This is a genomic window from Ruegeria arenilitoris, from assembly GCF_013031355.1.
GTDB lineage: Bacteria > Pseudomonadota > Alphaproteobacteria > Rhodobacterales > Rhodobacteraceae > Ruegeria > Ruegeria arenilitoris_C.
Genome location: NZ_WPZO01000004.1, coordinates 346,128 through 365,788, shown reverse-complemented (window position 1 = coordinate 365,788; position 19,661 = coordinate 346,128). Strand labels below are relative to the sequence as shown.

The 19,661-nt window shown below is 61.3% G+C and carries 22 protein-coding genes; 11 read left to right on the top strand and 11 right to left on the bottom strand.

From position 1 onward, the window contains the following. Positions 1–46: 46 nt before the first annotated feature. From GOX63_RS12855 to GOX63_RS12835, 5 genes are all read left to right on the top strand, one after another. A complete protein-coding gene (locus GOX63_RS12855) occupies positions 47–436 on the top strand; it encodes a nuclear transport factor 2 family protein (protein WP_170545897.1) in 390 nt (129 codons plus the stop codon). A 114-nt stretch (positions 437–550) separates the two neighbouring features. Further along, the gene (locus tag GOX63_RS12850) at positions 551–823 is read left to right on the top strand and encodes a PepSY domain-containing protein (RefSeq protein WP_170545894.1); all 273 of its coding nucleotides are present in this window, start codon (positions 551–553) and stop codon (positions 821–823) included. A 23-nt stretch (positions 824–846) separates the two neighbouring features. Further along, entirely contained in the window at positions 847–1,368 is a 522-nt protein-coding gene (locus GOX63_RS12845) for a helix-turn-helix transcriptional regulator (protein ID WP_170545893.1), read from the top strand. Between the two features lie 151 nt (positions 1,369–1,519). Next, a complete protein-coding gene (locus tag GOX63_RS12840; RefSeq protein WP_170545891.1) occupies positions 1,520–2,209 on the top strand; it encodes an outer membrane protein in 690 nt (229 codons plus the stop codon). A gap of 71 nt (positions 2,210–2,280) precedes the next feature. Beyond that, on the top strand, positions 2,281–3,012 hold the full coding sequence (locus GOX63_RS12835; protein ID WP_170326372.1) for a glycosyltransferase family 25 protein: 732 nt from the start codon (positions 2,281–2,283) through the stop codon (positions 3,010–3,012). A gap of 71 nt (positions 3,013–3,083) precedes the next feature. On the opposite strand, the gene GOX63_RS12830 is transcribed toward GOX63_RS12835, so the two are convergent. Then, complete coding sequence (locus GOX63_RS12830) at positions 3,084–3,734, bottom strand: peroxiredoxin (RefSeq protein WP_170326371.1); 651 nt, start codon at positions 3,732–3,734, stop codon at positions 3,084–3,086. 183 nt (positions 3,735–3,917) lie between these two features. Between GOX63_RS12830 and GOX63_RS12825 the strand changes: the two genes are divergently transcribed. Next, positions 3,918–5,357: an aldehyde dehydrogenase family protein gene (locus GOX63_RS12825; protein ID WP_170326370.1), complete on the top strand. Its 1,440-nt coding sequence runs from the start codon at positions 3,918–3,920 to the stop codon at positions 5,355–5,357. 43 nt (positions 5,358–5,400) lie between these two features. Here GOX63_RS12825 and GOX63_RS12820 read toward each other — a convergent pair whose 3' ends face one another. Next, the gene (locus GOX63_RS12820) at positions 5,401–6,252 is read right to left on the bottom strand and encodes a methylated-DNA--[protein]-cysteine S-methyltransferase (protein ID WP_170326369.1); all 852 of its coding nucleotides are present in this window, start codon (positions 6,250–6,252) and stop codon (positions 5,401–5,403) included. A 118-nt stretch (positions 6,253–6,370) separates the two neighbouring features. Between GOX63_RS12820 and nth the strand changes: the two genes are divergently transcribed. Further along, positions 6,371–7,015 carry an endonuclease III gene (nth, locus tag GOX63_RS12815; protein WP_170326368.1) on the top strand — a complete coding sequence of 215 codons (645 nt, stop codon included), beginning with the start codon at positions 6,371–6,373 and terminating at the stop codon, positions 7,013–7,015. Next, the gene (locus GOX63_RS12810) at positions 7,012–8,001 is read left to right on the top strand and encodes an adenosine kinase (RefSeq protein WP_170326367.1); all 990 of its coding nucleotides are present in this window, start codon (positions 7,012–7,014) and stop codon (positions 7,999–8,001) included. The genes nth and GOX63_RS12810 overlap by 4 nt, the downstream gene beginning before the upstream one ends. A 4-nt stretch (positions 8,002–8,005) precedes the next feature. On the opposite strand, the gene GOX63_RS12805 is transcribed toward GOX63_RS12810, so the two are convergent. From GOX63_RS12805 to GOX63_RS12795, 3 genes are all read right to left on the bottom strand, one after another. Next, entirely contained in the window at positions 8,006–8,845 is an 840-nt protein-coding gene (locus tag GOX63_RS12805) for a DUF547 domain-containing protein (protein ID WP_170326366.1), read from the bottom strand. Then, a complete protein-coding gene (locus tag GOX63_RS12800) occupies positions 8,842–10,215 on the bottom strand; it encodes a radical SAM protein (RefSeq protein WP_170326365.1) in 1,374 nt (457 codons plus the stop codon). Before GOX63_RS12800 ends, GOX63_RS12805 begins: the two co-directional genes overlap by 4 nt. A gap of 89 nt (positions 10,216–10,304) precedes the next feature. After that, the gene (locus GOX63_RS12795; protein ID WP_170326364.1) at positions 10,305–10,790 is read right to left on the bottom strand and encodes an RNA pyrophosphohydrolase; all 486 of its coding nucleotides are present in this window, start codon (positions 10,788–10,790) and stop codon (positions 10,305–10,307) included. Positions 10,791–10,927: 137 nt separating this feature from the next. Here GOX63_RS12795 and GOX63_RS12790 point away from each other — a divergent pair, with 137 nt between their 5' ends. Next, the gene (locus tag GOX63_RS12790; RefSeq protein ID WP_170326363.1) at positions 10,928–12,955 is read left to right on the top strand and encodes an NADPH-dependent 2,4-dienoyl-CoA reductase; all 2,028 of its coding nucleotides are present in this window, start codon (positions 10,928–10,930) and stop codon (positions 12,953–12,955) included. A gap of 158 nt (positions 12,956–13,113) precedes the next feature. Beyond that, the gene (locus GOX63_RS12785) at positions 13,114–14,325 is read left to right on the top strand and encodes an MFS transporter (RefSeq protein WP_170545888.1); all 1,212 of its coding nucleotides are present in this window, start codon (positions 13,114–13,116) and stop codon (positions 14,323–14,325) included. A gap of 7 nt (positions 14,326–14,332) precedes the next feature. Here the strand turns inward: GOX63_RS12785 and GOX63_RS12780 are convergent, their stop codons facing one another. Next, positions 14,333–14,773 (bottom strand): DUF4399 domain-containing protein, encoded by a 441-nt coding sequence (locus GOX63_RS12780; protein ID WP_170326361.1) that lies wholly within the window; start codon positions 14,771–14,773, stop codon positions 14,333–14,335. A gap of 228 nt (positions 14,774–15,001) precedes the next feature. Here GOX63_RS12780 and GOX63_RS12775 point away from each other — a divergent pair, with 228 nt between their 5' ends. Next, positions 15,002–15,907, top strand: coding sequence for a LysR family transcriptional regulator (locus tag GOX63_RS12775; protein ID WP_170326360.1), 906 nt, complete (start codon positions 15,002–15,004; stop codon positions 15,905–15,907). A 57-nt stretch (positions 15,908–15,964) separates the two neighbouring features. On the opposite strand, the gene GOX63_RS12770 is transcribed toward GOX63_RS12775, so the two are convergent. The 5 genes from GOX63_RS12770 to GOX63_RS12750 are packed head-to-tail and all read right to left on the bottom strand — an operon-like array spanning position 15,965 to position 19,644. Beyond that, entirely contained in the window at positions 15,965–16,675 is a 711-nt protein-coding gene (locus tag GOX63_RS12770; RefSeq protein ID WP_170545885.1) for an SDR family NAD(P)-dependent oxidoreductase, read from the bottom strand. Between the two features lie 53 nt (positions 16,676–16,728). Further along, entirely contained in the window at positions 16,729–17,631 is a 903-nt protein-coding gene (locus GOX63_RS12765; protein WP_170545883.1) for an OmpA family protein, read from the bottom strand. Continuing rightward, complete coding sequence (locus GOX63_RS12760; protein ID WP_170326357.1) at positions 17,628–18,200, bottom strand: peroxidase-related enzyme; 573 nt, start codon at positions 18,198–18,200, stop codon at positions 17,628–17,630. The genes GOX63_RS12765 and GOX63_RS12760 overlap by 4 nt, the downstream gene beginning before the upstream one ends. A 14-nt stretch (positions 18,201–18,214) precedes the next feature. Beyond that, the gene (locus GOX63_RS12755) at positions 18,215–18,925 is read right to left on the bottom strand and encodes a GNAT family N-acetyltransferase (protein WP_170326356.1); all 711 of its coding nucleotides are present in this window, start codon (positions 18,923–18,925) and stop codon (positions 18,215–18,217) included. Then, on the bottom strand, positions 18,922–19,644 hold the full coding sequence (locus tag GOX63_RS12750) for a competence/damage-inducible protein A (protein ID WP_170326355.1): 723 nt from the start codon (positions 19,642–19,644) through the stop codon (positions 18,922–18,924). The genes GOX63_RS12755 and GOX63_RS12750 overlap by 4 nt, the downstream gene beginning before the upstream one ends. Positions 19,645–19,661 lie beyond the last annotated feature (17 nt).

Genomic DNA, 19,661 nt, shown 5'->3' with positions numbered 1-19,661 from the left:
GCCTTTTTTGTGCTAGAATGTCTTTGAATGGACTGAAAGGACGACGATGACCGGCAAAGACCGAATTGATGATCTGGCACGGCAATACCTGCAGGCCATCGAAAGCGGCGATTTGTCCGCGATGCTGGGCCTGTTTGCCGAGGATGCGACGGCAACCTCGCCGATTTCAGGAAAGCAACCGGCCAGGGATTTTTACACCAACGTGATGCAAATCACGCGCGACCGCTCGATCGTGCACAAGAACACCTTTACCGACACGTCCGGCGCGCCGCAGATGGCCGTGCATTTCGACTACACCCGCACCATAAGGGATGGGCACCCCGAAACAATCGAATGCGTGGACCTGTTTGAACTGACCGAAGATCAGAGCCAGTTCAAGTCTGTTCGGATAATCTATGATACTGCGCCGGTTCTGGTGGATTTCGGCGAGGCCTGATCTGCCGCATAAACTTTGGTTCAATCCCCGCCAATTCAACCAAAAGCCAATCGCAACACCCTCGCCCCGCCCCCAGCTCAATCGCATCGCCACAACGCAAAAAGGAGATGCGATATGGAAACCTTGAAACTGCTGACCCTGACCGGGTTGATCGCAACTGCGCCCGTTCTTGCCCTGGCCAATGTCGGGCTGGGTGACAAACTGGGCACCACAGAGGCCGACATCCGCACGGCGCTGGAAGGGCAAGGCTACCAGATCGAAGAAATCGAGTTCGAAGACGGCGAAATCGAGGTTGAACTCATCAAGGATGGCGTGGAGACTGAACTGGTCCTGTCCGAGAGCGACGGCGTGATCACCGCCATAGAACTTGAAAAGGACGACGACTGATCGAATGATTTCACAGGGGCCGTATGAAGCTTTCTCAAACGTCGCTGCTTTGGCTCCTTTTGGTGGTGCAGGCCGTCTGCGCCGCCTTTTTCATGACCGACGCAGTGCTGGACTGGACCGGCGGGGAAAGCGCAGGCTTTCGCCACCTGCACAGTTTTGAACTGGCTCTGGCACTGGCCCTGATCGCTGGCCTTGCTGCGACCGTCGCACTGATCCGGTCGCAGAACAGGCGCGTAAGTCAGATGCAGCGGCAGCTGAGCGTGGCGCAGGGCGCGTTTGCGCAGCTCATTGATGCCCAATTCAGCGACTGGAACCTCAGCGAAGCCGAACGCGACGTTGCCCTGTTATCGATCAAAGGGCTGTCGATCGCGGAAATCGCCCAATTGCGGCAGACCAAAGAGGGCACGATCAAAGCCCAAAGCGCCGCAGTCTATCGCAAGGCGGGCGTCGCGGGACGGCTACAGTTGCTCAGCTTTTTCATAGACGAGCTGCTGTCCGAACCGTTGGTCAAACACAGGGCCGACGGGTCCAATTCAGCACCCTGACCCAACTGGCTGCAACTCCGTACCAGTAGCGAATTTATTCACTCACACAGCCCCAAAAACCTGTGAAACGAAGTGATGGCCCCGCGCCTTTCCTTCCTGCCTGGCTCGCCCACATTTGCGCCATACCAACTACGGAACAAAGGACATGGATATGGTTACGCGTCTCATTTTGGCCTCGGCGGCCCTGACGGTCAGCGCATCGGCACTGGCCGCGCAAAGTCTGTCGGACGGCCTGTATATTCAGGGCTTCGCCGGGTACAGCCAGCTGCAGGACAGCGACTTCAGCGGCACGGTTAACGGGTCGCCGCAGTCGGTGGATACGGAATTCGACGCAGGATACGGGCTGGGGATCGCGGTCGGGACCGAAATTCCGCGATGGTCCAACGACCGGATCGGCACACGGGTCGAACTGGAACTGTCTTACCGCGACAGTGACGTGGACGGCGTGAACTTCTCGGGCAATGGCCCGGGCGCCGAAGGCAACATCTCGGGCGACGTCACGCAGACCTCGCTGTTTGCCAATGTGCTGGTCGATTTCAAACAGGCCGGAGCCTTCACCCCCTATGTCGGGTTGGGTCTGGGTGCCACCTATTCCGATTTGGATTTCGCTTATGGTCCGGGCGTGGCACTGGATGACAGCGACACAAACTTCGCCGCACAGGTCATCGCCGGTGTCGCCTACGAGATCAACGCGAACGTCGCACTGACTCTGGACACCCGCTATTCCCGCGCCTTCGACGTCTCGTCCGAGCGGCTGGCCCCCAACGGAGCCCTGACTGGCACGGTCGAAGACGACATCGACGCGTTCAGTGTCAATGTCGGCCTGCGCTACGGCTTCTAAGTGCAAAAGGGCGAGGAGTTTCTCTCCGGTTTCTCTTCCCCCCCATGGTCCCGTGTTCTATGCACGGGATCATGCGTTCCTTCGTTATCCATATGTCAACCAGCACGGCCCGGCGGCCCAATGCTGACCAGCTATGCGCCGACCTGCCCAATGCCGAACTGTTCGAGGCCGTGAACGGCCGTGATCCCGACCAGATCGCAGGCGTAGAATTGCATCCCGGCAATCTGCACCGCCCACATTATCCCTTTGCCCTGCGCCCGGCCGAGATTGGTGTTTTCGAAAGCCACCGCCGCATCTGGCGCAAGCTGGTCGAGGAAAAGATCGATCTGGCCATCATTACCGAGGATGACCTGCGTATCGACCCCGCCCGCATGGCCGAGGTGCTGGAGATGCTGGCCCCGATCGCCACCCCCGATCACTATATCCGCATTCCGGTGAAGCAACGCGAAGTGCCCGTCCAAACCCTGGTCGAGCAGAACGAGCTGCGCCTGATCCTGCCCAAGGTGATCGGCCTGCAATGCGTGTGTCAGGTGGTGGGTCGTCGCGCCGCCGAACGCCTGCTGGCTGCGACCAATCAGATCGACCGCCCTGTGGACACGTTCCTGCAAATGCACTGGCTGACCGGTCAGCCCATCCATGCCCTGCAAGGCAGCGGCAACCAAGAGGTTGCGGGCGAAATCGGCGGCTCGACCATCCAGACCAAACCGCCACTGTCAGAGAAGCTGACCCGCGAATTCAAACGCGCAACCTACCGGGCGCAGCTCCACCTGCACCCACAACGCCCGCCTGCTTCATCTGGCTGAAAATACTCTCGGGGGGGGAATCGCGCCCGGTCGCGATGGGGGGCAGACAGCCCCCCTGCCCCGGTCCCGTCTTACGACGGCGCCTTGGTCTTGCGCAGATAGGGGAAGATCGTCTCAAACTCGCCGAACTTCTCTTTTGCTTCGTCATTCGACACCGCAGGCGGAATGATCACATCCTCACCCGGCACCCAGTTGGCAGGCGTTGCCACACCCTTGGCCGACATCTGCAACCCGTCCAGCGCTCGCAGGATCTCGGCAAAGTTCCGGCCCACGGTCATCGGGTAGGTCATCGACAGTTTCAGCTGCTTGTCCGGCCCAATGATAAAGACCGACCGCACCGTGGCACTGTCAGCAGGCGTACGGCCATCGGGCAGATAAGCCTCGGCGGGCAGCATATCGAAGGCCTTGGACACTGCCAGCCCGTCATCAGCGATGATCGGGAAGCCGGGATTGGCGTTGCCGTATTCTTCGATGTCCTTTTTCCACTTCTTGTGGTCCTCGACATTGTCCACGGACACACCGATCACCTTGGTGCCACGGGCCGCCCATTCGTCATTCAGCTGCGCCACGGCCGAAAACTCGGTGGTGCAGACAGGGGTGAAATCCTTGGGGTGCGAGAACAGGATGGCCCAGCTGTCGCCGATCCAGTCGTGGAACTGAATGGTGCCCTGATCTGTTTCTGCGGTGAAATTCGGAACCGTATCGTTGATGCGCAAACCCATGGTGAATCTCCTCTCTTGTGAAAAACCCGAGTCGGTTGCCGTCAACCTAAACACTTTGCGCAATTGTTAAACCATTTTGGGCCGTTAAATAATTTGATCAAATTATTACTTGCCGCGCCCCCGCACTGGTGCCAGAGTGCCCCAACACTTCGGTTTCAGCCTGCGGGCACAGGAGGATGCACCATGATCGAAAAACGCGATTTCTACATCAACGGCCAGTGGGTCGCCCCGTCGACGGCCAATGACTTTCACGTGATCAACCCCTCGACCGAGGAACCCTGCGCGGTGATCTCATTGGGCGCGCAGGCGGACACCGACGCTGCCGTCGCTGCCGCCAAGGCCGCCTTACCTGGCTGGATGGCCACACCGGTCGCGGACCGCATCGCATTGGTCGAGAAACTGGTCGAAATCTACCAGACCCGTTCCGAGGATCTGGCGCAAGCCATGTCGCTGGAAATGGGCGCGCCGCTGGACTTGTCGCGCAGCGCGCAGTCGGGTGCCGGGATGTATCACCTGACCAATTTCATCCGTGCGGCCAAAGCGTTTCAGTTCGAACGCCCGCTGGGTGATCACGCCCCAAATGACCGGATCATCTTTGAGGCGGTTGGCGTCGCGGCCCTGATCACGCCCTGGAACTGGCCGATGAACCAGATCACGCTCAAGGTCGGCGCGGCGGCGATTGCGGGTTGCACGATGGTGCTGAAACCCTCGGAACAAAGCCCGCTGAACGCGATGATCTTTGCCGAAATGATGGATGAGGCCGGCTTTCCACCCGGTGTCTTCAATCTTGTAAACGGCGACGGTATCGGCGTGGGCTCGCGCCTGTCGGCGCATCCGGATGTGGACATGGTCAGCTTTACCGGCTCAACCCGCGCAGGTACGGCGATTTCCAAAGCGGCTGCGGATACGCTCAAGAAGGTACATCTGGAACTGGGCGGCAAGGGCGCGAACGTGATCTTCGCCGATGCGGATGAAAAGGCGGTCAAACGCGGCGTACTGCACATGATGCAGAACAGCGGCCAAAGCTGTAATGCCCCCAGCCGTATGCTGGTGCAGCGCCCGATCTACGATCAGGCGGTCGAAACAGCCGCCGAGGTGGCGAACATGGTCAAAGTCGGACCCGCGCTTGAGGAAGGCCGACATATCGGCCCGGTGGTGAATGAGGTCCAGTGGACCAAGATCCAAGACCTGATTCAGAAAGGTATCGACGAAGGCGCCCGTCTGGTCGCGGGCGGTACCGGTCGGCCCGAGGGTCTGAACAAAGGCTATTTCGTCCGCCCCACAGTCTTTGCCGATGCCAATAACCAGATGACCATCGCGCGTGAGGAAATCTTTGGTCCGGTCCTGACCATGATCCCCTTCGACACCGAAGAAGAGGCGGTCGAGATCGCCAATGACACGCCCTATGGCCTGACCAACTATGTCCAGACGCAGGATGGCGCGCGGGCCAACCGCATGGCCCGCGTGCTGCGCTCGGGCATGGTCGAGATGAACGGCCAATCGCGCAGTGCGGGCTCCCCTTTCGGGGGGATGAAACAGTCCGGAAATGGGCGTGAAGGTGGCGTCTTCGGTCTGGAGGACTTCCTTGAGGTCAAAGCCGTCGGCGGATGGGCCGCAGAATAACTGATCCAGTTGTGAGGCACCTGACGGTGCCTCGCTCTATTCCTCAGGCATCCGCCTGAGCAGCTTCAAAGGCCAGCATGGCGCGTTTGACCGGCAGGCCCCAGTGATAACCGCCCAAACCGCCGGATTTGCGCAGCGCCCGGTGACAGGGGATCAGCCAGCTGACTGGGTTGCGCCCGACCGCTGTGCCCACGGCCCGCACCGCCTGAGGCGAACCCACCCGTTCCGCGATCTCGGAATAGGTCGTGACCTGACCGGAGGGGATATGCATCAGCGCCTCCCACACTTTGATCTGCAGGGGTGAGCCGATCAGGTACAGCGGTGTTGGTTCCAGCCGGTCGCTGACCGAACCAAAGGCGCTGAGAACCCAGGGACGCAGGCGCATCGAGTCCTCGACGAACTCTGCCTGCGGCCAGCGCGAGAGCATGTCCTCCATCGCCTCTTCCTCACCGGTCTCGGCGCCGAAAGCCATGCCGCAGATGCCTTTGTCGGTGCCCATGACCAGTGCCGGGCCAAACGGGCTTTCGAACCAGCCCCAAAAGATCGTCAGGCCAGCGCCTTTGCGGGCGTATTCGCCGGGGCTCATGGATTCCCATTTCAGGAACAGATCATGCAGGCGGCCGCTGCCGGAAAGACCGACGTTATGCGCTGTTTCCAGCGTCGTGAAGCGTTCACGCAGCAGCGCCTTGGCATGGCCCAATGTCAGGTATTGCTGATACCGTTTCGGCGACACGCCAGTCCAGCGTGAGAACAGGCGCTGGAAATGGGCCGGGCTCATGTCCATCTGGCGGGCCAGTTCCTCAAGGCTGAGGCTTTCGCCGCCCTGATCAATCAGTTCGATCGCGCGCCGCATGACGTTGTAGTGATAACCGCTTTCGGGGGTCTGGACGTTCATGTCTCTCACCTCTTTGTCTGGGATTAACCATAGCGCGCCGGTCACGCCTCCGCGACCCGGAACATGCGCATTGGCTTTGGGCTTGTGTCACACGTCCCCGGGCGGCATTAAGGCCCGGATGGCAAAACAACTCGGATATCACAAGATCCGCGAGATCTTTACCCGCTTTCACGAGGCCGACCCCGAACCCAAGGGCGAGCTGGACCATGTGAACGTCTATACTCTGGTCGTGGCGGTGGCCCTGTCGGCGCAAGCCACGGATGCGGGCGTGAACAAGGCCACCAAAGAGCTGTTCAAAATCGCCGACACGCCGCAAAAAATGCTGGATCTGGGTGAAGAAGGCCTGATCGAACATATCAAGACTATTGGTCTGTTCCGGCAAAAGGCCAAGAATGTCATCAAGCTCAGCCGTATCCTGGTCGACGAGTATGAAGGCGAGGTCCCCAATTCGCGCGCTGCACTACAATCGCTGCCGGGGGTCGGGCGCAAGACGGCCAATGTGGTTCTGAACATGTGGTGGCGCTATCCGGCGCAGGCCGTGGACACCCATATCTTTCGCGTCGGCAACCGCTCTGGCATTTGCCCCGGTAAGAATGTGGATGCGGTCGAACGCGCCATCGAGGACAATATCCCAACCGATTTCCAGCTCCATGCGCATCACTGGCTGATCTTGCATGGCCGCTATCACTGTAAAGCCCGCAAACCCATGTGCGGTACCTGTATCATCCGCGATCTCTGCGAATTTGAGGACAAGAATCTATGAAAACCTACCAGCTTGTTGGCATCGGCAATGCCGTTGTGGACGTGATTTCCCAGGCCGATGACAGTTTCCTGGAACTAATGGGCATCGAAAAAGGCATTATGCAACTGATTGAGCAAGAGCGCGGCGAAGTTCTGTATGCCTCGATGGAAGGCCGGGTGCAGACGCCGGGCGGGTCCGTGGCCAACACCATCGCCGGGGCTGGTGCACTGGGTCTGGACGCGGCGTTTATCGGCCGGGTGCATGACGACGCTCTGGGCCGGTTCTACGCGGACGCGATGAACGAGGATGGCGTCGATTTCGTGAACCCTCCGGTTCCGGGCGGAGAGCTGCCGACCTCGCGGTCGATGATCTTTGTTTCGCCCGATGGTGAGCGGTCGATGAACACCTATCTGGGCATTTCGTCCGAGCTGTCCTCGGCCGACGTGTCCTCGGACGTTGCGGGTAAAAGCCAGATCATGTTCCTTGAGGGCTATCTGTTCGACAAGGAAAAGGGCAAGGCGGCGTTTCTTGAGGCCGCGCGCGACTGCCACAAGGGCGGCGGCAAGACCGGCATCGCCATTTCCGACCCGTTCTGTGTGGAACGCCACCGGGTCGATTTCCTGCTGCTGATCGAGAACGAGCTGGATTTCGTAATCGGCAACGAGGCCGAGATCAAATCGCTGTTCGAAACCGACGATCTGGAAGAGGCGCTGGCGAAAACCGCCGAAATTTGCCCGCTGGTCGTGTGCACCCGCTCGGGCGACGGCGTGACCGTCCTGCATGACGGTCAGCGCATAGACGTGCCGGTGGAAAAAGTGGTTCCGGTGGACGCGACCGGCGCGGGCGATCAATTCGCCGCCGGCTTCCTGTACGGCATGGCCACGGGCCGCGATTATGAGACCTGCGCCAAGATCGGCAATGTCTGCGCCCGCGAGGTCATCAGCCATATCGGCCCGCGCCCCGAGGCAAACATGCAGGAGTTGCTGCGCGCTGAAGGGTTCCTCTGACCCCTCAGAACGCCGCAGCTGCGTCGTTTAAGACCCAGCTGTATTTATACGCTTTGACGCGCGCGGTGCTTTGCAGCCGCGCGCGCAATTCGGGATCGGCTGCCGTCTGGAGATAGTCCAGAACCGCCTGCTCGTTCGGTCCGAAATCCTCTTGGAACCAGATGTAGATTTTCGACAAGATCAGCCCGCCGCGGTCGTCGAACCGAACCCCGCGCGGGTCGTTGACATAGGCGCGTTCGGCGGCGGCAAAGTCCCGCTCCAGCGTCCCGGCTTGCCAGGCGCGGTCCATCAGGTTGGGGCAGCCTACAGCGGCGCAGTTCAATGCGTAGTGGATGCGCGGCTCGTCGAACGTGGGCCGGATGATGCGGTGTTCGATATCGTTCAAGGTCAGCGTTTCTCCTGCAACCTGCACCAGCTGGCGGTTCCAGGGGCCGATGGAGAGGGGGCCATCCTTGATGGCGCGGATTGAGGTGACCGGGTAGTTCTCAAGGATCACATCCACCGTCACCGCGTTATACAGGTTGATCCAATAGGCCAGTTGCTGATCACGGGTCAGCCGTGTCGGGTCAACGGTTTGCAGATCGGCCAGATACCCGTCCAGCCGCGCCTGATCCGCCGGGGTCACCTGCCCGTAAGCCACTCGGTTCACGCCTTGGGCATCGGGCGCGACATAGCGGGACAGGAATGCCGTCCAGTCCCGGTGATCGACTTGCTGGCCCGGCGCAGAGGCAAACCGGGTCAGGGATTGCCCCGGCAACACCTCGGGTGCAGGCAAGGCCAGACGTTCGACGCTGGCGCAGGCGGCCAACAGGGGCAGCAGCATCAGGAACAGCAGCTTTTTCATGAGGCGTCCTTCCGGGTCAGGCGCGCGGCCCGCATCTGCCCCTTCAACCGTTTGAGCGGTGCCAGTGTGGGGTCGTTCAAGTCAGGCAAGTCCGAGCACGCAGACAAACGGGGCACCGCCGCATTCCACCATCTTGGGCCGGTGGGCCCGTCGATCCGATCCGGACTGGCCAGATGCTGATCGCGCTGCGCGTTGTGCACGCACATCGACAGGGGACCGTTCGCCGTCACCACCATGAACACGCACGAGGCGCAGCGGTCGTCCTCCAACGCGTCGGCGGCCATGAAGTTGTGGATGAACACCACCTGCCGTCGCACCGGCCCGCGCAGCAAGCCCGTCCCCAGACGCGCCACGCGAACGGCCAGATGCCCAAAAACGCGCAGTGTCAACAACGGATGACGTCGGATCGCACGCCAAAGGTTGGGGCGAATACGGATATGGGCATCCTGTCTGTCATCCGCGCCCTCAAGTGCCGCAATTACCCGATGCACCAGACGCCGGTTCGACAGCAGCGACACCGAACGTCCTCCGGCGTTGACGACACTGGCATAGCGGTTGCATTTGGAATGCCCCACCACCGCCGTGTCGAAATGCAGCGGCGTCTCATACCCCGCCTCGATCGCGCGCGCGACGCTGTCCTGCGCGATCGCATCGGGCCGCGCGCGCAGGACGCCGCGCCCAGTATCAGCCTGCATCTGGAACGAGACAAAGGCGACCTCGGGGCAATCCCGCAGGAACCGTGCCAGCGCCGGGAGGTCCTCGAAGTTGCCGCCAAAAACGGTGGTGTTAAACAGAATGCGCAGCCCCAACCCCCGCGCCCTGCGGATATAGGCGCGGCGCACGGTGTTCAGTTCAACCTCGCTGCGGAAGCCTTTGCGCTCCTGCGTCATGTCCACGTGAAAGGCCACATCGTCCAGCCCCGCCGCTGCCAGCCGTGTCAGCATCGCCCGGCTGGCGCGGATACCGTTTGTCATCAGGCAGGATCGCATCCCCAAACGACGGATTTCGCGGCACAGCGCCTCAAGATCCGCAACCTTGCGCAGGGTCGGGTCACCTCCGGTCAGTTGTACCGAGACCCCGGTGCCGTAATGGCTGCGGATCGTTGCCAACCGTGCGAACAGCACAGAGAGCGGCGGATCATAAGTCATCTCGGCTCGGTCCGAGAGATAGCACAGCGTACAGTCCAGATTGCAGCGCTGCGTGACCTCAAGCGCGACGCAAGCGATGGGATAAAACCGTCCCGCTGTCTGGCCCGCACCGTATTCACCGCAGCTTTGCAGCCCGCCACGCAACGGCGCACGTTGGTCTTTGCCTTGGAATGTGCGACCGGCAGGAACGATGGCGGAGTGGATGTGGGCGCTGTCCTTCATGCCCACCAAGCTAGAGGGGTGCCAGAACCGGAACCACGCCCCCTCACAGCAAGTTGTCGCGGGGTGAACAGCGGGGTGTGGTGGTGCCCTTAACTCAGATAGCTGTCAAACGCCGCAACCACCTGCGCGTACACTTCGCGTTTGAAGGGCACGATCTCATCGATCAATTTGCCGGGGTCCTGCCATTTCCAGCGGGTGAATTCCGGATGGTCGGTTTCGATATTGATCTGATCGTCGCGGCCGGTGAAGCGCAGCAGGAACCATTTCTGCTCCTGCCCGCGATAGCGGCCTTTCCAGATGTTTGGCACGATGTCATGCGGCAGATCATAGGGCAGCCACCCTTCGGTCTCGGCTACGACCTCAACCAGATCGGCGGTTACGCCGGTTTCTTCCCACAGCTCGCGCAGCGCCGCATCGCGGGGGTCTTCGCCCTTGTCCACGCCGCCTTGGGGCATCTGCCAGGCATCCTTGTGGCGGTCATTGCGCTGGCCGACGAAAATCTTGCCGTCGGCGTTCATCAGCATCAGACCGACGCAGGGGCGATAGGGCAGTTTGGCGATTTCTTCGGGGGTCATGCGCGGCCTCGTACATTGCTCTGGCAACTCTGTATCAAGCGGTTCAGGAACAGCAAAGGGTGTGACGTTAGGTTCTGCGTGACAAAGGTGACGTGAACGTCAATCTAACACCGAAGAATCGGGAGGGAGAGTTCGCCATGACTGCGTACCCAAACATGCTGGCCCCGCTGGATCTGGGCTTTACCACGTTGAAGAACCGCGTCCTGATGGGCTCGATGCACACGGGGCTGGAAGAGACCGGCGACTGGAACCGCGTGGCCGAGTTTTATGCCGACCGTGCCCGTGGCGGTGTGGGGCTGATGGTGACGGGTGGGATTGGTCCCAACCTCGAAGGCTCGGTTCTGCCCGGCGCGTCGATGATGACCAACGATAAAGAGGTGGCGAACCACTCCATTATCACCCAGCGGGTGCATGAAGCGGGTGGCAAGATCGCCATGCAGATCCTGCACGCGGGGCGCTATGCCTATGGTCCCAAATGCGTGGCCCCCAGCCCGGTAAAATCCCCGATCTCGCCCTTCCCACCCAATGAGCTGGATGAAGAAGGCATCGAGAAACAGATCAGCGATATCGTAAACGCCGCCGTTCTGGCCCAGAAGGCGGGCTATGACGGGGTCGAGATCATGGGTTCCGAGGGGTATTTCCTGAACCAATTCCTCGTCACCCATACCAACAAGCGCGAAGATCGCTGGGGTGGCTCCTATGAAAACCGGATGCGTCTGCCCATCGAAGTGGTTCGCCGCACGCGCGAGGCCGTGGGCACCGATTTCATCATCATCTACCGGCTGTCGATGATCGACCTGATCCCCAACGGTTCGACCCATGAAGAGGTTGTGGAACTGGCCCAGCAGATCGAACAGGCCGGGGCCACGATTATCAACACCGGCATTGGTTGGCACGAGGCGAGGATTCCGACAATTGCCACCAGTGTTCCCCGTGCAGCCTTTGCCTGGGTGACGAAAAAGCTGATGGGCAAGGTCGGCATCCCGGTGATCACCTCGAACCGGATCAACACGCCCGAGGTCGCCGAAGAGGTTCTGTCCACCGGCTGCGCCGACATGGTCTCGCTGGCGCGTCCGATGCTGGCGGATGCGGATTTCGTGAACAAGGCGATGGCCGGTCAGTCGGCGCAGATCGCGCCCTGTATCGCCTGCAACCAGGCCTGTCTGGATCACACCTTCAGCGGCAAGCTGACCTCGTGCCTTGTAAACCCACGCGCCTGCCATGAGACCGAGTTGGAAATCGGCAAAGCCGAAACGCCAAAAAACGTCGCCATCGTTGGTGCCGGTCCGGCGGGCCTGTCCACCGCGATGACTGCCGCCCAGCGCGGCCATGACGTGACCCTGTTCGACCGCGCCGCCGAGATCGGTGGTCAGCTGAACATGGCCAAACAGGTGCCGGGCAAGGAAGAATTCTGGGGTCTGGTCGATTGGTATCGCAACATGATGGCCGACTTGGGCGTGAAGGTGGAACTGAACCGCGAGGTCAGCGCCGACGACCTGACCGGCTTTGACGAGGTGGTCATCGCCACCGGGGTTACGCCGCGCGACCCGCAGATACCGGGGCAGGATCGTGACAACGTCGTCAACTATATCGACGTGCTGCGCGACAAGGCCGAGGTTGGCAAATCCGTCGCCGTCATCGGCGCAGGCGGTATCGGTTTCGACGTGTCCGAGTTCCTGCTGGAGAACGGCCATAGCATCACCACCGACCTGCCCGCCTGGATGAAGGAATGGGGCGTGACCGACCCGGAGCAGCACCGCTCGGGTCTGGCGCCCGAGGGCCCGCAACCCGAAGCGCCCGCGCGCGACGTCACGCTGCTACAGCGCAAGAAACAGGCACACGGCAAAGGCTTGGGCAAGACGACCGGCTGGATTCACCGTGCAACGCTGAAGATGAAGGACGTCAACTTCGTGGGCGGCGTGAATTACGAGCGCATCGACGACGACGGCCTTCATATCAGCTTTGGCGAAGAACGCGCCGACCCCACGGTGATCGCGGCGGATACAATCGTTCTGTGCTCGGGCCAGGTGTCCGAGCGCAGCCTTGCGGATGCGCTAATCGACCGCGGCATCACCCCACATGTGATTGGTGGCGCGGATGTGGCCGCCGAGTTGGACGCCAAACGCGCGATCAATCAGGGCACGCGGCTGGCCGCAACATTCTAGTCACACCGCCCTGCGCCTTGCGTTGCGCGCCGACATATCGTGAACTCGCGCGGTAGTCTTCCGTTCCGGAGAAACCGCGCGAGAGAATGACCCACAAGACGCTCCAGCCCCCATCCCGAAATGTTCCGCTTTTGGCGGGACAGGGGGCTTTTTCTGTCATGGCGTGGTCCATGGCCAGCCCCTCGGTCGTGCTGACGTTTCTGGCAGTGTCGATGGATTTACCAATCTTTTTGGCCGCTGCGCTGGTGGCGATCCGCCATACAGCCGGAACCTTGGCCGATATCTGCGCTGCGGGACCAATCGGGCGGTTGGCGCAGAAGAAAGCCGCCATTGCCCGGATCGATATCGTGGTCGGGCTGTGTTTCGCGGCCGTTGTACTGGCCGTGACCCATAGCGACCGGACCGTCGTGATCGGGGCGTTCGTCGTTGGGATTTTCCTGATCGGGTTTCTGGAAGAGGTCAAAAGCCTGCTGATCATCGAGTTTGTGGGTGACAATCTTCCGTCCCGCGACCGGATGCGTGTGAGCTATTCGCAAAAGGCCATCGGCGGTGCGGCTACGATAGCGGCTGTTCTGGTGCTGCATCAGATCTTTCAGGAAGCTCCGGCCCTGACGCGCCACAGTATGGTGGTCGGGTTCGGTGCGCTGTGCTTTGCCGTGTCGGCGGCACTGGTGATGGCGTTGCAAGAGCACCCGGGTAAAGCGCAGCAGGCAACCAAAGAGACGCGCATTGAGTCGATGCGCGCCTTCTGGCGAGGTGCGGCGCGTTTATTGGTCGAGCCATGGTTTCGAAAGTATATGTTTGTCCGGCTTTCCTTTGTCTTGGCAGGATTGTCGGTGCCGTTCTTCGCCCTGATCGCGGCTGAGGCGCATCACAGTTCCGAGCAGGGGCTGACGGCGCTGGTCGTGTCATCAGCGGCCGCCCTGATGGTGGCTGCGCCGCTTTGGCGTGCTCTGTCAGGCTATTCCAACCGTTCGGTCATGATCGCCGGAGCGGCGATGATCGCCGTTTCCGGCATTTGCCTGATCGCACTGCACAGTCAGGGGCTGGATCATACGGTGCACCTGCACGCGGTATCCCTGTTCGTGGCGACCGTCGCGGTCACGGGGCTGGGCAGCGCACGGACGCTGTACTTCATGGACATCGCCCCGAAAGAGCAAAGGATTGCCGCGCAAGCGGTTTCAAAAACACTCGGACGGCTGGCGATTATCGCGGTATCGATGCTGTTGGCCGCCATTGCACATCATGGTGCGGTCTTGTGGGCGATTGTAGCGATCTCAATCGGCAGTCTGCTGGCAATCGTTGCGATTCTGTCCTTCGTGGGTGCGCCGCCTAAAGGTGACGCGGCGCAGAACACAACATCAGCCTAAAGGCACCTTATTCCACCGTAACCGTGATCACCTCGGACACAATCGGAGTGGAATGCGGCACATGGCCTGCGTCGCCCAGCACCAGTTGCAGCGTGTGCTCGCCGGGGGCCAGGTCCAGCGTCACTTCGGTCTGGCCGCCGCCGAAATGCAGGTGGTTGTCGTCTGCGGGCAGGCCATAGGCCAGCTCATCCGCACCGTCCTCGCCCTCACCCAGCGGTGGGCGGTCGATTAACAGGTGATGATGGCCAGTGTTTTCCTTTTCAGTCCCGGCAGGGGCCACCCCCATGCCGCTGAGGCCAAAGACCACGGTAACCGGGGATTGCACGGTGTCCCCATCGGCCAGGTTCACGAAATAAACTTTCGCGTCAGGATTGGATGCGGTTTCCCCTCCGGCCAGCGCAAGGGTTGCGGACAGGCACAGGGCAGCTAGGGCAAGCAAGGCTTTCATGATCTCCTCCGTGGTCACAAATTTGCCATGCTCACCTTAACACAGTCGGGCACAAACGCCGAAATCCCCTGCCTTTCAAGCTCTGTGGTGACTCCGGAAACCATTGTTTCCGCGTTTCCCATCTGCAAACGATCTGATTTAAATCCCTGATATTATCCCATGTCTGCCCTGTTTCCGCCCAGATTGAAGGCGAATGTCAGGCAAAGACTATGCACCCGGGGAACGAGAATGGATCGACTTACCGAAATGGAAGCCTTTGCCAATGTGGTGGACCAGGGTGGATTCACCGATGCGGCCAAGAAGATGGGCATCTCCAAATCGGCCGTGTCAAAGCACGTATCCAGCCTAGAGGCCCGCTTGGGCGCACGGCTGCTGAACCGCACGACACGCCGCGTTTCCCCTACCGAGATCGGGCTGGCCTATTACGACCGCGCCCGCCGCGTTCTGAATGACGCGGGCGAGGCGGATGCGCTGGTTACATCAATGCAGTCCGCCCCTTCGGGTCTGCTGCGGATAAGCGTGGCAACGGATTTCGGCGTGAATCACTTGTCGCCGGTTCTGTCCGAGTTTCTGGCCGCCTATCCCGACATCACCGTCAACATGGTGCTGAACAACCGCTATGTTGAGCTGATCTCGGAAGGCTTCGACGTCGCCGTGCGCATTGGTGAGCTGGAAGACAGCACCCTGCGCGCCCGCAAGCTGACCGAAACCGTGAAACGCATGGTCGCTGCGCCCAGCTATATCGAGAAATTCGGGCGGCCGCAGAAGATCGACGACCTGAACGAACACAAGCTGCTGCACTACTCCAGCCAATCCTCGGGCAACGTCTGGAAGCTGACCGCCCCTTCGGGCGAAAAGCGGCAGGTCCGCACCGCTGGCTGGCTGAGCGTGAATGACGGCCAGTCGTTGTTGAATGCGGCCATCTCGGGGTTGGGGATCGCGTATCTTCCCAGCTACTTGTACGCGGACGCGCTGAAATCCGGTGCAGTTCTGGATGCGATGCCGTCGCTGCCCGATGAGGTGCAGGGTATCTACGCCGTCTACCCGCCCGGCCGCTTTACCCAGCCCAAGGTGCGGGCATTCATTGATTTTCTTGTCGAGTCCTTCAACGAAAAGGGCCCGATGGACTGGTAATATCTCCCCGGTGAACCTCGATGGCCCGCGCATCTGTGCGGGTCTTTTTTTGTCCGCTCAGAACCGTTCGACCCAGGGGCGCAGGGTCAGTTCGTTACTCCAGGCGGACCGGTCCTGATGGATCAGATGCATATATTCCCGCGCGATGGCATCCGGGTCCAGCATCGAATCGGGCGTGTCGTTTGTCGCAACCCGGTCAGGATTGCGGATACCGCCATCGATATTGATCCAGGCCACATGGATGCCCCGAGGGTGCAATTCACGAGCCATGGATTGCGCCAGCCCCCGTTGCGCGAACTTGCCCATGGCAAAAGGCGCCGACAGTGGAAACCCTTTGACCCCGGCCGAGGCACCGGTGAACAGGATCGTGCCACGCCGGTTGTCACGCATCGGCTGATCCAACATGCGCCGGGCGGCGGCCTGGCCCAGCAGGAACGCCCCGTGCGCGGTCACCTCAACCGCCTTGCGGACGGTTTCCGGATCAAGATCGGTGATCGGGCCGCGTTGCCGGGCAGAGGGGTTATAGCACGCAACCCGCAGCTCACCCGGCAGGCCCTCAACCAGCGCTGCCACGCCCTGAGCATCCGTGCCATCCAGCTGATGCAGCGTCGCTCCTGTCTCGGCGGCCAAGAACCCCAAATCCGACACGTCGCGGGCGGCCAGATGCACGGCGTAGCCGCCCTGCGATAGTGCCCGCGCGAAAGATGCCGAAAGACCGGCCCCCGCGCCAATGATCAATGCCTGCGGCGTTGGTGTCTGGTCGGGCATGTGGGCTCCTTTCGGTTTTGGTTGGCTTGCCTGTCAGACCTATGTCAGCGGGGTTAATTGACTAGCAGAACTGCTTCGACCCGGCGGTTCAGATCGCGGCCTTCGGGCGTGGCGTTCGAGGTCAGCGGCGCCAGATACCCAATACCGCGCGCCTCGATCCGGTCGGCGGCAACGCCATGCGCTTCGATCAGGCGGGCGCGGACCGCCTGCGCCCGACCGGTGCTGACCGAAATATTGGCATCCAGCGCGCCGGTGTCGTCCGTGTGACCCACCAGTGCAAGCCGCGTATCGGGATTGTCTGTCAAAAAGGTCGCGATCAGGCCCAACGAGGCAAAAGGACCATCGCCCAGCGTAATTTCTCCGGTGCGGAAATGCAGGTCGTCCAGAATCACATGCCCGTTCTGCTTCAACGCGGCCAACAGCCCCCCGGACGGGCCGACCGTTTCCTCGACCACTAAGGGCGGTGGGACTTCTGCGTCAGTCGGAGTGACACGGATCAGCTGAATGTAACCGCTGGGCGGGTTGCGGCTGACCAGCAGGCTCAGCACATCGTCGCCGCGGGTGGCGGACAGAAAACGGTAATCCTGAATCGCCACATACATGTCAGGGGTCGGAACAACCTCGGTTCCGAACCGGAAATCGAACCCGCCACATGCGCGGGCCTCACATTCGAACAGTACGTCATAGCCTTGCGCGACAATCTGATCGCGCAGCGGCGCCAGCAGTTGCAGCGTTGTGCTGGCGCCCGATTGCAGGCGCCAGGTGATCCGCTCAACCCGCCCCTCGACCTGCCGCGTGGGCAGGGTTCCGTCGGCAAACGGGCCGGTGGGCAAGTCATAGCTGTCCAGCGGGCTGATCCGGTCGCTGATCTGGCGCGCGCCCGAGGGCAGCGTCAGGTCTTGCGCAACACCCGACCCGGCCAGCAGCAACAGGATCAGTGAGGCAAAGCGGATCATCGGGCCTGCGCGTGGTATTGGTCGTTCGGAACCATCGCCGTAGCACTGGCAACGCGGTTCGACATGTTGAAAAAGCCGGCCACGTTAGCGATGTCCCAGATATCGCGATCCGTGAACCCTGCATCCCGCAAGCGCTGACGGTCGGGCTCCTCGATCTCTGTGCTTGCGGTGGTCATCTTGGCAGCAAAGTCCAGCATCGCCCGCTGACGTTTGTCCAAAGGCGCGACGCGGTAGTTCATCACCAGCATCTCGCCCAGCTGCGGGTCACCTGACAACTGCCGCACCGCTGCGCCATGAGCCACGAGGCAGTAGAAGCATTTGTTGATCGCCGATACGACCACCGCGATCATCTCACGCTCCAGCTTGCTGAGGGCGCTGTCGCCCAGCATTAGGTCATTATACATCGCAGTGAAGGCGTTCAGCTTGTCGATGTCAAAGGCATAGGCCCGCAGCACATTCGGCACAAAGCCCAGTTTCTCCACGCAGATATCGAAGTATTTCTGCGTCTCGGGCGGCAGCGGGTTCACCATCGGCAGGTCCAGCGCGGTGGGGGCGGTTTGGTCGGTCACGTCGGGCTTTCTCCTTAAACAAGCTGACGGTAGTGGTATTCGCCGACAATCTCCATCCCGAGCGCGCGATAAAGCCCGTTGGCCCCCGCGTTTGCCTTGGTGCAGATCACGCTGAGCGTTTCTGCCCCGTTGTCCCGCGCCCAGAAGGCGGCGGCGCGCATGGCCCAACCACCCAGCCCCTGACGGCGATGATCGGGCAGGATTTCCAGCGCGTGCACCATCGCGACCCCATCGTGAATCGCAACAAATCCGGTCCCGGCGGGCTGATCGTTGTGGCGCAGCAACAGGCCGGTTTTTAGGCCTTTCGCGCGCTCCATCACCGCCACCCGCGCAGGACCGATGCCGCCTTTCGCCCAGATCTCACGCATGATCGCCAGCGGCTCGGGCGTGAGGAACACCGTGACACGGGGGATCGGCATATCCGTCAGGTGACCGACAGGGCACGCATAGGTGTTGACCGGGTCCAGAACCTGATACCCACGCGCGGCCAGTTGCGCATCCAGCGCCTCATCCCCCGGGCGCAGGCAGAAGATACGCTTTTGCCCCATCGCCTGCATCGCGGCTTCAGCGGCGTCGATATCAGCCTCGCTTGCCGACCCCAGCGCATTGGCCGCGGATACACGAGATCCACCACCCTGCCCTTGCCGCAGTTGAAACGGCCCCAGCCGCTCGTACCCGGCAGCAGGCCATGTGCCATCGACGATGTCGGCCCAGTTGACGCTCACAGATCAAGCTCTTTCGCAAGCCGGGTGGTAGCGGCATCGATACGCGCACCATCGGTGCCGCGCACCACGACATTGGCGCCAAAGACACCGTTGATCTGGAACGGATAGCACCCGATCGACAGGTCCGTGAAATCATCGGCCAGTGCCGAAAGCGTGGCGGCGATATCGCCTTCGCCCCGATCCACCCGCAGGGTTTGCGACAATAGCGGGCTGCCCCCGGTCAGGCCGGGCAGGACACTGGCAACCATGGCCTGAAACACCGATGGCACCCCGGCCATCACATGCACGTTTTCAATGGTGAACCCCGGTGCGGCCGAGACCGGGTTGTCGATCAGCACCGCCCCGTCGGGAATGCGCGCCATGCGCAGGCGGGCCTTGTTCAACTCCAGCCCCGACTTGTCGTAATGCGCCTGCAGCAACGCCCGGGCATCATCGCGAGTGTCGATCTGCGCTCCGAAGGCGCGCGCAATGCAATCGGCGGTGATGTCGTCATGGGTGGGGCCGATCCCGCCGCTGGTAAACACATGGTCGTGGCCGTCGGACAGCGCCTTGACCGCCGCCTCGATCGCCGGGGCATCGTCGCTAACGATCCGCACCTCTTTCAGATCGATGCCATGTTTGGCCAGTTCCCCGGCGAGATAGTGCATATTCGAATCGCGGGTCCGGCCCGAAAGGATCTCATCCCCGATCACCAGCATTGCTGCAGTTGGATTTGCCATGGTGCGCCCCCTCTTGA

Coding starts and splice junctions, on each gene's coding strand:
- GOX63_RS12855 (WP_170545897.1), top strand. CDS start 47: ATGACCGGCAAAGACCGAATTGATGATCTGGCACGGCAATACCTGCAG.
- GOX63_RS12850 (WP_170545894.1), top strand. CDS start 551: ATGGAAACCTTGAAACTGCTGACCCTGACCGGGTTGATCGCAACTGCG.
- GOX63_RS12845 (WP_170545893.1), top strand. CDS start 847: ATGAAGCTTTCTCAAACGTCGCTGCTTTGGCTCCTTTTGGTGGTGCAG.
- GOX63_RS12840 (WP_170545891.1), top strand. CDS start 1,520: ATGGTTACGCGTCTCATTTTGGCCTCGGCGGCCCTGACGGTCAGCGCA.
- GOX63_RS12835 (WP_170326372.1), top strand. CDS start 2,281: ATGCGTTCCTTCGTTATCCATATGTCAACCAGCACGGCCCGGCGGCCC.
- GOX63_RS12830 (WP_170326371.1), bottom strand. CDS start 3,734: ATGGGTTTGCGCATCAACGATACGGTTCCGAATTTCACCGCAGAAACA.
- GOX63_RS12825 (WP_170326370.1), top strand. CDS start 3,918: ATGATCGAAAAACGCGATTTCTACATCAACGGCCAGTGGGTCGCCCCG.
- GOX63_RS12820 (WP_170326369.1), bottom strand. CDS start 6,252: ATGAACGTCCAGACCCCCGAAAGCGGTTATCACTACAACGTCATGCGG.
- nth (WP_170326368.1), top strand. CDS start 6,371: ATGGCAAAACAACTCGGATATCACAAGATCCGCGAGATCTTTACCCGC.
- GOX63_RS12810 (WP_170326367.1), top strand. CDS start 7,012: ATGAAAACCTACCAGCTTGTTGGCATCGGCAATGCCGTTGTGGACGTG.
- GOX63_RS12805 (WP_170326366.1), bottom strand. CDS start 8,845: ATGAAAAAGCTGCTGTTCCTGATGCTGCTGCCCCTGTTGGCCGCCTGC.
- GOX63_RS12800 (WP_170326365.1), bottom strand. CDS start 10,215: ATGAAGGACAGCGCCCACATCCACTCCGCCATCGTTCCTGCCGGTCGC.
- GOX63_RS12795 (WP_170326364.1), bottom strand. CDS start 10,790: ATGACCCCCGAAGAAATCGCCAAACTGCCCTATCGCCCCTGCGTCGGT.
- GOX63_RS12790 (WP_170326363.1), top strand. CDS start 10,928: ATGACTGCGTACCCAAACATGCTGGCCCCGCTGGATCTGGGCTTTACC.
- GOX63_RS12785 (WP_170545888.1), top strand. CDS start 13,114: ATGGCGTGGTCCATGGCCAGCCCCTCGGTCGTGCTGACGTTTCTGGCA.
- GOX63_RS12780 (WP_170326361.1), bottom strand. CDS start 14,773: ATGAAAGCCTTGCTTGCCCTAGCTGCCCTGTGCCTGTCCGCAACCCTT.
- GOX63_RS12775 (WP_170326360.1), top strand. CDS start 15,002: ATGGATCGACTTACCGAAATGGAAGCCTTTGCCAATGTGGTGGACCAG.
- GOX63_RS12770 (WP_170545885.1), bottom strand. CDS start 16,675: ATGCCCGACCAGACACCAACGCCGCAGGCATTGATCATTGGCGCGGGG.
- GOX63_RS12765 (WP_170545883.1), bottom strand. CDS start 17,631: ATGATCCGCTTTGCCTCACTGATCCTGTTGCTGCTGGCCGGGTCGGGT.
- GOX63_RS12750 (WP_170326355.1), bottom strand. CDS start 19,644: ATGGCAAATCCAACTGCAGCAATGCTGGTGATCGGGGATGAGATCCTT.